Source organism: Pseudactinotalea suaedae, assembly GCF_009733815.1.
Lineage (GTDB): Bacteria > Actinomycetota > Actinomycetes > Actinomycetales > Beutenbergiaceae > Pseudactinotalea > Pseudactinotalea suaedae.
The window spans coordinates 1-848 of sequence record NZ_WNXY01000019.1; the positions used below are offsets into that span (position 1 = coordinate 1).

Below are 848 nucleotides of genomic sequence, written 5' to 3' on the forward strand. Positions count from 1 at the left end.
GGTGACGTTCACCTATGTGGTGGTGGGTGTGCCGTTGCAGCTGATCCTGGCGTTGGCGATCGCGCTGCTGCTGGACAAGGGGATGCGGGGGTTGCCGATCTACCGGTCGGTGTTCTATCTGCCCTCGATGCTGGGTGGTTCGGTCGCGATCGCGTTGTTGTGGCGGCAGATCTTCGGCACCACGGGTCTGGTGAACCAGGTGCTGCAGGCCTTCGGCATCAATGCCACCACCGGGTATGTCTCGGACCCGGAGTATGCGTTGTGGACGCTGATCCTGCTGCACGTGTGGACGTTCGGCTCGCCGATGGTGATCTTCCTGGCGGGGTTGCGACAGATCCCGACGATGTACTACGAGGCGGCGTCCCTGGATGGTGCTGGCCGGGTGGGGAAGTTCGTCAAGATCACGATGCCGTTGCTGTCCCCGATCATCTTCTTCAACCTGGTGCTGCAGATCATCGGGGCGTTCCAGTCCTTCACCCAGGCCTACATCGTCTCCAACGGTTCGGGTGGTCCGTCGGACTCGACGTTGTTCTTCACGTTGTATCTGTATGAGCGTGGGTTCACGAACTTCCAGATGGGTTACGCCTCGGCGATGGCGTGGCTGCTGCTGATCATCATCGGCGCCTTCACGGCCATCAACTTCCTCGCTGCCAAGTATTGGGTGTTCTACGATGACTGATGCCACGATCGCGGACCAGCCGGTGGCCGCGACCATGCCCGCCGGCCCCGCCCCCAGGCGGCGGGGCAGGAGTGGTTCGGCGCGGCTGAGCAGCGTCCTCAAGCACGCCGGGCTGATCGCCGCCAGCCTGGTGATGATCTACCCGTTGGTGTGGATGCTGGTGTCCTCG

At 62.7% G+C, this 848-nt stretch carries 1 protein-coding gene; it reads left to right on the top strand.

What is annotated here, in order from left to right; genetic code table 11:
- Positions 1-679, top strand: a 679-nt coding sequence (locus tag GPA04_RS20935; RefSeq protein ID WP_156226173.1) for a carbohydrate ABC transporter permease, incomplete at its 5' end; no start/stop codon positions are given.
- Positions 680-848 lie beyond the last annotated feature (169 nt).